The organism is Mycobacterium sp., from assembly GCF_049280035.1.
Classification (GTDB): Bacteria; Actinomycetota; Actinomycetes; order Mycobacteriales; family Mycobacteriaceae; genus Mycobacterium.
In genome coordinates this window covers 1-7,643 of the sequence record NZ_JBAPPI010000693.1, presented here as the reverse complement: position 1 = coordinate 7,643, position 7,643 = coordinate 1, and the positions used below count along the sequence as shown (strand labels likewise).

Here is a 7,643-nt window from a genome sequence, read left to right as displayed (position 1 = left end):
GTCGAACAGCGCCCAACTGAAGAAGTACTGAAACGCCGCCACCGGATTCTGCACAAAGTCGGTGCCGAACTGCTGCACGTCCTCAAAGATTTCGAGCGATCGAACAAGGTAATAGATTCCCACGCTTGGGTCCGCATAGGAGTCGTAGCTGGCTCCGTTCACGGTGCCCGCGGCGGGGTTACAATTTATCCCGAAGTTTTGCAGGAAGTTCGAGAGGTCGGTATCGAACCAATAATCGAGCCTCGGGGCGTGCGCAACCGGGGAGTTTCCGATACCCAACTCTTGCAAGAACTGCCGGAGCCACGTCGGAAGCCCCAGCGGGTTGTCGCCGCTGAGATTGCCATAGGGATTACTACTAGCGGGCTGTGCTGTCGTGTTGGATTTCTGGATCGTCGGCGCCGGGTCGGTGGTCGGTGTGGCCGCGACTGCGGTGCTCGCGACCGCTTGATAGGTGGTCATTGTGGTGGCGGCCTGGATCCACATCCGCACATAGTCGGCCTCGTTGAGCGCAATCGGAATCGTGTTGATACCAAAGAAATTCGTCGCTAGCAACACCCCGTGAACCATGTGGTTGGCGACCAGTTCAGGCATGGTCGGCATGGCAGCCACAGCAGCGGTGTAGGCCGCGGCCGCGGTCTCGTGCTGGGCAGCCGCTGCGGCACTGTTGGCGCTGGCCCGCATCAACCACGCCAGATATGGCACAAACGCGGCGACAAACGACTCCGCACTCGGCCCCTGCCAGGCGCCGGACTGCACGCTCGCCAACAATGCGCTGAGTTCCTCGGCCACCGAGGAGTATTCGGTGCTCAACGAATTCCACGCCCCGGCCGCCGCCAATAACGACCCGGGACCGGGACCAGTGCTCAACAGGGTCGAATGCACCTCCGGCGGTGCGGCCATGAAGATGGGTGCCGTCATTGTCAGCCCCAGGCGCCGCCATACGACGATGCGGCTGCGGCATCGCCCGCGGCATAACTGGCGCCGGATTCATCGACACCAACGCCGGAGCGACCCAGCTCTGTTACCCCTTGCGCCGCCGCTACCGCATGCTCGCCGCCACGCATGCTGAACGCGGCGGCGCTTTGCAGCGACACCGGATCCGCGGCAGGCGGGACCACGGCCGTGATCAGCGGGGCCGTCCCGCCATGCGCCGCCGCCAGCCGCGCCGTCAGCGCTTCGATGCTCGCACTGGCAGCCGCAAGACCTTCAGGAACGACGCGTAACGCCATGACAGCCACTCCAGACCCGAGATGAGAATGATTTTCATTAACAGTAGTATCACACCACCGTGGGTTTGGAAACTCGACGCGACGAATCTGGCAGCTGAGGTCGTCGGGTCGAAATTCGTTGGCGCTCCGGCTGAGTTACGAACTCGACGCGAGCGCACGATAGCCGGGCTCGGCAAAGCGTTCAGCGGCCTCCCGCATCGCCTCGGTCACCGGCCGATACTCCGGCTCGGCCACGGAAAAGGGCTGCGGCGCTGGGTCTTTGGAGTAGAACCGGGACTCTTCGGTCATGCGTTCAATTGCCGCAGTATCGACCTCGAGTCCGAAATGCGGAGCCACGCGCTGCCAAGTCGCCGCGGGTAGATCGGCATGGTCGATGCACAGGCGCTGACCCGGATCGGTCGCGGCCGCGTCCAGCATCGCGCCGAGCCCGCGGGCGGTGAACTCGGCACGCGTCATGGCCGGGACCGCGGCCGGATCAAGCCCGAAAAGTTGCGCGGCCCGAGGCGGCGTGGCCTGAACTCCGAGCCAGCCTGGCGGGTTGGCAAGCAGCGAAGCCAAGACGTGCGCCGGGTCGCGCTGGACCCAAACCCAAGGGGTGTCAGGGAACGCGGCGGACAAGATCGCCCGGCGACGGACGTTCCAGCTCGTGCACTTCAGCACCAATTGCCGTTCGTCGCCGTGCCGGCATCGGCCGAGCGCCCGCACCAGCAGCCGCACTAACCGGACCAGCGTGGTCTCGTCGACCCCGTCGGGCTCCAGTCCGAGCAGAGCGTTGAGCGGCGCCGGTTCGGCGAGGACGACGACGCCGGGAAGCGTGCCCAGCAGCCGGGACACCAGCGTCGATCCACACCGCGAGAGGTGAAAGATCATGCCCGCGGGCTCCAGTGACGGCTCGCCATCGAGAGCGACGAGGGCTTCGAGTCCGGTCCTGACTAGCGATCGGGCTTTCGGGCCGGTGGCCCAACGGGCAACGGTCTGGTCGAAGAACGGTTCGACGAAACGTTCCGCCGAGAGATCGGCCCAGTCGATTGTCGGCGCAGGCCCGGAAAAGTCGAACCTGATCGGGGTCCAGCGGGCGAGGTCGGTGAGCTCCATCAGTCGTCGGGCAGCCGGATAAGGAATCCACTCACGATCAGGGTTCGGGCCAGTTCCGTCTGCTGAGCCGCAGACAGCCCGGGCAGGTCGCAAACCCGAAACGGCTCAGTGCTTTTCGCGAGGAACCGCATTGCCTCTTTGTGATCGGGAGCGGCGTTGATGACCAATTGCGCAAAGTGCAGCGCGACACCGCCGGGAGTGTCCGTCACCCGGGAATAGAGCGGTTGGTATTTCCCTACCCGGGCGTGGCCATCGATCCCGAGGGTATTCGAGATCGCCTGCGCGACCGGGGGACATTTGCCCCGCTTGACCAAATCGTCCGCCAGCAAGCCGAGACCTTCCTCGATGACACTCGGCTCGTCGAGAGCTTCGACGACGTCGCGCACCAGGCCGACGACGCTTGCACGTACGTCCGGGTCGTCGAGGTGCCGCGGCGGCAGTTGGGTGTGGACGCGGTCATCGGAGAAACTCAGCGAATAAAGCGCCCGGGTGACCAGAGCGAGCAAGGTGGGCGCATGGATGCCGACAGTCAAGTGCACCGACGGTTCCGAGGTTGCTTCGGCGGCATGAACACGGCCGCGTGGCAGGTACAGCACGTCGCCGGCCTCCAGGCGCACGTCGGTCGGCAACGGGAGCCTTGCCATGTCAACGGGCTCCTGGCAACGCATCTCGTGCGGCGGCACGTCAACGCCGTCGTATAAATGCCAGACCTTGGACCCCTGAATCTGCAGGATCAACACGTCGTGCTCGTCGTAGTGGGCGAGGAAGCCTTGTGATTCGGGCGGCGTGACGTAGGCATTGACCTTTGTCGCGAAGTCCAGCTCGACCTCGATGGAGTGCGTCAGCGAGGCAATCGTGCGTACGTACTGCTCAACGTCATCCAGGACGATGGTGTAGCCGTTGGTAAAGTCGCTGCGGACGTGGCCCAGATCGAGACTGCCATCAGCGAGCCGGTCAGACCCGTGTTTCTCCTCCCCCCGTACCAGGCGCACCGCTGAAGGCTCGCGCCGATACGACTCCAAGAGCGCCTCAGCCGCCGATGGCCCGTGCAGGAGGCCGCCGAAGTAGTCCGCGCAGCCTCGCTTGACGTGATAGTGCGTCGCCCCCCATATTTCGTCGAGAAGGGTCTCGACCGGCAGCGGTTGAAGCAACCAGGCCAGTGAGAACTCGACGTCAACGCCCGATAAGCGTTGCTGCATCAGCTGTCTGAATTCCAGCTGCCCGGCACCATCGGCATCGTCGGCCCCCCGCCGAACTCATCACTGGCCAGTGTGGTCAAGCCGGCCGCCGCCGCGACCGTCTCCTTGCTCACCGTGCCGGCAAAGCCCAACTCCCCAGCGCCCTGATCGGAGGCCACCGTCCGCTCCGGCAGCGCACCCCAATCTGGATCGACATTGATATTCATTTCCATAAATTCGTCACCATACCCGCGCATCCCCGCCCGCCGGCGCCGTCGCGTTCGCCGGTGCTCCCGCGCCGCAGCTGCAGCGGCCGCCACGGCCTCCGGCTCGGATCCCTTCGTTTTAGCGCTGGAGCCCGCGCTGGTGCTTATCCCCGAACCGACGCCGATGCCAGGCGGCCCCACCGCGTAGGGAGGCACAAAGCCCGCCCCACCCCCAGCTGGCGTCGGCGTCGCCGCCGAACTGACCACACTGCTCGCGGTCGGCGCGGGAGCAGACGCTGTTGTCGTGCCGGGGGAAGTCGAAAAACCCATCGCCGCAGGGCTGCTGGCCACCGACGGCAGACTGTGCGGTTGGGGCGTCGGCGCCGCCGATACGTCGGGAGATGGCGCCGCTTCAAGCTGGATTCCGCCCAGCCCGCCCAGGCCCGCAACGCCTCCCGCAAATCCGGCCGGCACGACGAACGGAAGCGCCGTGATTTCGGGGAAGTACTGAACGACCTGGATCGCATGGCCGAACTCGTCTGATGCCACTCCGACTATGTCGTACTCCAGCTGTAGTAGCCCTTGCGCCGGGTTCTGTCCAATCAACTGAATGTCCCGGCTCAAGGTTTGGGTTACCTCGGTGACTCGATTTATCCACCAACTCAAGCTGTATGGATCACCGGAGTCATTGTCGACGATGGGAAGTATCCCCTTGTCGGCGACGCCCCCACCACCGTATATGCCATCCGCGGGCCGCGGGTTCACGATTTGTGGCGCCGGATCGGTCTGCGGCGCCGACGCCACCGCCGTGGTGGCGACCGCTTGATAGGCGGTCATCGTGGTGGCGGCCTGGACCCACATCCGCACATAGTCGGCCTCATTGAGCGCGATCGGAATGGTGTTGATACCAAAGAAATTCGTCGCCACCAGCGCGCCATGAACTATGTGGTTGGCGGCCAACTCAGGCAACGTCGGCATCGCGGCCAACGCGGTGGTGTAGGCGGTGGCCGCCGTCTCGTGCTGCACGGCCTCCGACGCGCTTTTGGCGCTGGCCTGCACCAGCCACGCCAAGTAGGGCACGTGCGCAGCGACGTACCGCTCGGCGCTGGGGCCTTGCCACGCGCCCGCCTGCACCTCCGCCAAGACGGTGCTGAGTTCCTCAGCGACCGACGCGTATTCGGTGCTCAACGAGTTCCACGCGCCGGCCGCAGCCAGCAGCGACCCCGGGCCAGGGCCGCTGCTCAACATCGCCGAATGCACCTCCGGCGGAGACGATATCCACACCGGCGCCGTCATCGGCCGCCTACGGGTGAGGTCACGTCGGGCATTTAATACGACGCTGTGTCGTAGGTACAAGACCCCGACCGGGTAGGGGGTATTCGCAGGTCTAAGACCTCGGGGTAACGATCAGACGTGAAGCAGGGTCGGCAGCGCTATTGCCGAGTCGAGCGCCAACGCGCAGAACACCACCGCCAGGTAGTTGTTCGACTGCAAGAACAACCGCAGCGGCTTGACCGGCTCACCGCGGCGCACACCGGCGTAGAGCTGATGGGCCATCGCCAGGAACCACACCCCGGCCACCACCGCCACCGCGGCGTACAGCCATCCGGCCGCCAGCGCCAGCGCCAGCGTCGCAGCCACCGTCAGCCAGGTATAGATCAGGATCTGCTTGGTGACCTGTCGCTCGGTGGCGACGGCCGGCAGCATCGGCACCCCGGCCGCTTTGTAGTCATCCTTGTACCGCATGGCCAGCGCCCAGGTATGCGGCGGCGTCCAGAAGAAGATGATCGCGAACATCACCAGCGCCGGCCATCCGATCGTGCCGGTGACCGCCGACCAGGCGATCATCACCGGCATGCAGCCGGCCGCCCCGCCCCAGACGACGTTCTGCGAAGTGCGGCGCTTGAGCAACAGGGTGTAGACGAACACGTAAAACGCGATCGTGGCCACTGCGAGCAGGCCCGAGAGCAAGTTGGTTGTCCACCACAACCAGAAGAACGAACCGATGCTCAGCACCAGGCCGAACACCAGGGCGTTCCTGGTCGGCACGGCATCCCGCGCCAGCGGCCGTCGGGCGGTCCGCTTCATCATCTTGTCGATATCGGCGTCGGCCACGCAGTTGAGCGTGTTGGCGCCGCCGGCGGCCAGCATCCCGCCGATCAGGGTATTGAGAATCAGCAGCGGGTTCACCGTGCCGCGGTCGGCGAGCAACATCGCCGGGATGGCGGTGACCAGCAACAGCTCAACGACCCGCGGCTTGGTCAACGCCAGATAAGCCAGCAAAGCGGTGCTGACTCGGCTCGGCGCAACGCGCTCGCGAATGCTCACGCAAGGACTCCTCGGATCACAGCAGCGCGCAGCTTCTACTACAGGCGATGGTAGACCGCCCGCTTGCACCGCTCCTAGTCCAGGGTCGACTCGCAACAATTTGCCCGGAGTTCACGTGCGACTGGACCTGCATAGACGTGCGGTCCCGCACTAGGGTGGAGGTCGATCACGTTGTCGACCCGAGGACCACGTTTGTGACCACGCTCGAAGACATCTCGACCCTTACCCAACCGCACCATCCCGATGACTGGACCGAGATCGATTCGGCCGCGGTGGACACCGTCCGGGTGCTGGCCGCCGACGCCGTCCAGAAAGTCGGCAACGGCCATCCCGGGACGGCAATGAGCCTGGCCCCGTTGGCCTACACGCTGTTTCAGCGCACAATGCGCCACGACCCGAACGACACCACCTGGCTCGGCCGGGATCGGTTCGTGCTGTCCGCGGGGCACAGCAGCCTGACCCTCTATATCCAGCTCTACCTGGGTGGCTTCGGTCTGGAGCTCTCCGATATCGAATCGCTGCGCACCTGGGGATCCAAAACTCCCGGACACCCGGAATTCCGGCACACCAGGGGCGTGGAGATCACCACCGGCCCGCTGGGCCAGGGTCTGGCGTCGGCGGTGGGGATGGCGATGGCGTCGCGCTACGAGCGCGGCCTGCTCGATCCGGACGCCGCCCCCGGAACCAGCCCGTTCGACCACTACATCTACGTGATCGCCTCCGACGGCGATATGGAGGAAGGGGTTACCTCCGAGGCGTCGTCGCTGGCCGGGGTGCAGGAACTGGGCAACCTGATCGTGTTCTACGACCACAACCAGATCTCCATCGAGGACGACACCAACATCGCGCTGTGCGAGGACACCGCTGCACGCTATGAGGCCTACGGCTGGCACGTGGAGCGGGTCGAGGGCGGCGAGAACGTGGTCGGTATCGAGGAGGCCATCGCCAACGCCAAGGCCGTCACCGACCGGCCGTCGTTCATCTCGTTGCGGACCATCATCGGCTACCCGGCACCGAAGCTGATGAACACCGGCAAGGCGCATGGTGCGGCCCTTGGCGACGAAGAAGTCGCCGCCGTCAAGAGAATCCTCGGCTTCGACCCCGATAAGACCTTCGAGGTGCGCGACGAGGTGATCGCGCACACCCGCAAGCTGGTGGAGCGGGGCAAGGAAGCGCACGAAACGTGGCGACCCGAGTTCGAGGCCTGGGCGCAGCGCGAGCCCGAACGCAAAGCGTTGCTGGATCGGTTGACCGCCGAAAAATTGCCCGACGGTTGGGACGCCGATATACCGCACTGGGAACCGGGGTCCAAAGCTCTGGCCACCCGTGCCGCGTCCGGCGAGGTGCTGTCGGCGGTGGGGCAGAAACTGCCTGAGCTATGGGGCGGTTCGGCCGATCTGGCGGGCAGCAACAACACCACTATGAAGGGCGTGGACTCCTTTGGCCCGCCGTCGATTTCGACCAAGGACTACACCGCGCACTGGTATGGCCGCACCCTGCATTTCGGTATCCGTGAGCACGCGATGGGTGCGATCTTGTCCGGCATCGTGCTGCACGGCCCGACCCGCGCCTACGGCGGAACCTTCCTGCAGTTCTCCGATTACATG

Annotated in this window: 7 protein-coding genes; 1 reads left to right on the top strand and 6 read right to left on the bottom strand. The window is 65.1% G+C overall.

Going from position 1 to position 7,643, the window contains the following annotated elements; all coding sequences use genetic code 11:
• The 6 genes from WAN71_RS22260 to WAN71_RS22235 all read right to left on the bottom strand — a co-directional run.
• On the bottom strand, positions 1-918 hold a 918-nt coding region (locus tag WAN71_RS22260; protein ID WP_422227406.1), incomplete at its 3' end, for a PPE family protein.
• A gap of 2 nt (positions 919-920) precedes the next feature.
• On the bottom strand, positions 921-1,229 hold the full coding sequence (locus WAN71_RS22255; RefSeq protein ID WP_422227405.1) for a PE family protein: 309 nt from the start codon (positions 1,227-1,229) through the stop codon (positions 921-923).
• A 135-nt stretch (positions 1,230-1,364) separates the two neighbouring features.
• Complete coding sequence (locus tag WAN71_RS22250) at positions 1,365-2,324, bottom strand: hypothetical protein (protein ID WP_422227404.1); 960 nt, start codon at positions 2,322-2,324, stop codon at positions 1,365-1,367.
• Positions 2,324-3,523 (bottom strand): cupin domain-containing protein, encoded by a 1,200-nt coding sequence (locus WAN71_RS22245; protein WP_422227403.1) that lies wholly within the window; start codon positions 3,521-3,523, stop codon positions 2,324-2,326. Before WAN71_RS22245 ends, WAN71_RS22250 begins: the two co-directional genes overlap by 1 nt.
• Positions 3,523-5,004, bottom strand: coding sequence for a PPE family protein (locus tag WAN71_RS22240; protein ID WP_422227402.1), 1,482 nt, complete (start codon positions 5,002-5,004; stop codon positions 3,523-3,525). Before WAN71_RS22240 ends, WAN71_RS22245 begins: the two co-directional genes overlap by 1 nt.
• 111 nt (positions 5,005-5,115) lie before the next feature.
• Positions 5,116-6,036, bottom strand: a complete 921-nt coding sequence (locus tag WAN71_RS22235; protein ID WP_422227401.1) for a heme o synthase — start codon at positions 6,034-6,036, stop codon at positions 5,116-5,118.
• Between the two features lie 194 nt (positions 6,037-6,230).
• Between WAN71_RS22235 and WAN71_RS22230 the strand changes: the two genes are divergently transcribed.
• The coding region (locus WAN71_RS22230; protein WP_422227400.1) for a transketolase family protein at positions 6,231-7,643 on the top strand (1,413 nt) is incomplete at its 3' end.

Coding starts and splice junctions, on each gene's coding strand:
- WAN71_RS22250 (WP_422227404.1), bottom strand. CDS start 2,324: ATGGAGCTCACCGACCTCGCCCGCTGGACCCCGATCAGGTTCGACTTT.
- WAN71_RS22255 (WP_422227405.1), bottom strand. CDS start 1,229: ATGGCGTTACGCGTCGTTCCTGAAGGTCTTGCGGCTGCCAGTGCGAGC.
- WAN71_RS22245 (WP_422227403.1), bottom strand. CDS start 3,523: ATGCAGCAACGCTTATCGGGCGTTGACGTCGAGTTCTCACTGGCCTGG.
- WAN71_RS22240 (WP_422227402.1), bottom strand. CDS start 5,004: ATGACGGCGCCGGTGTGGATATCGTCTCCGCCGGAGGTGCATTCGGCG.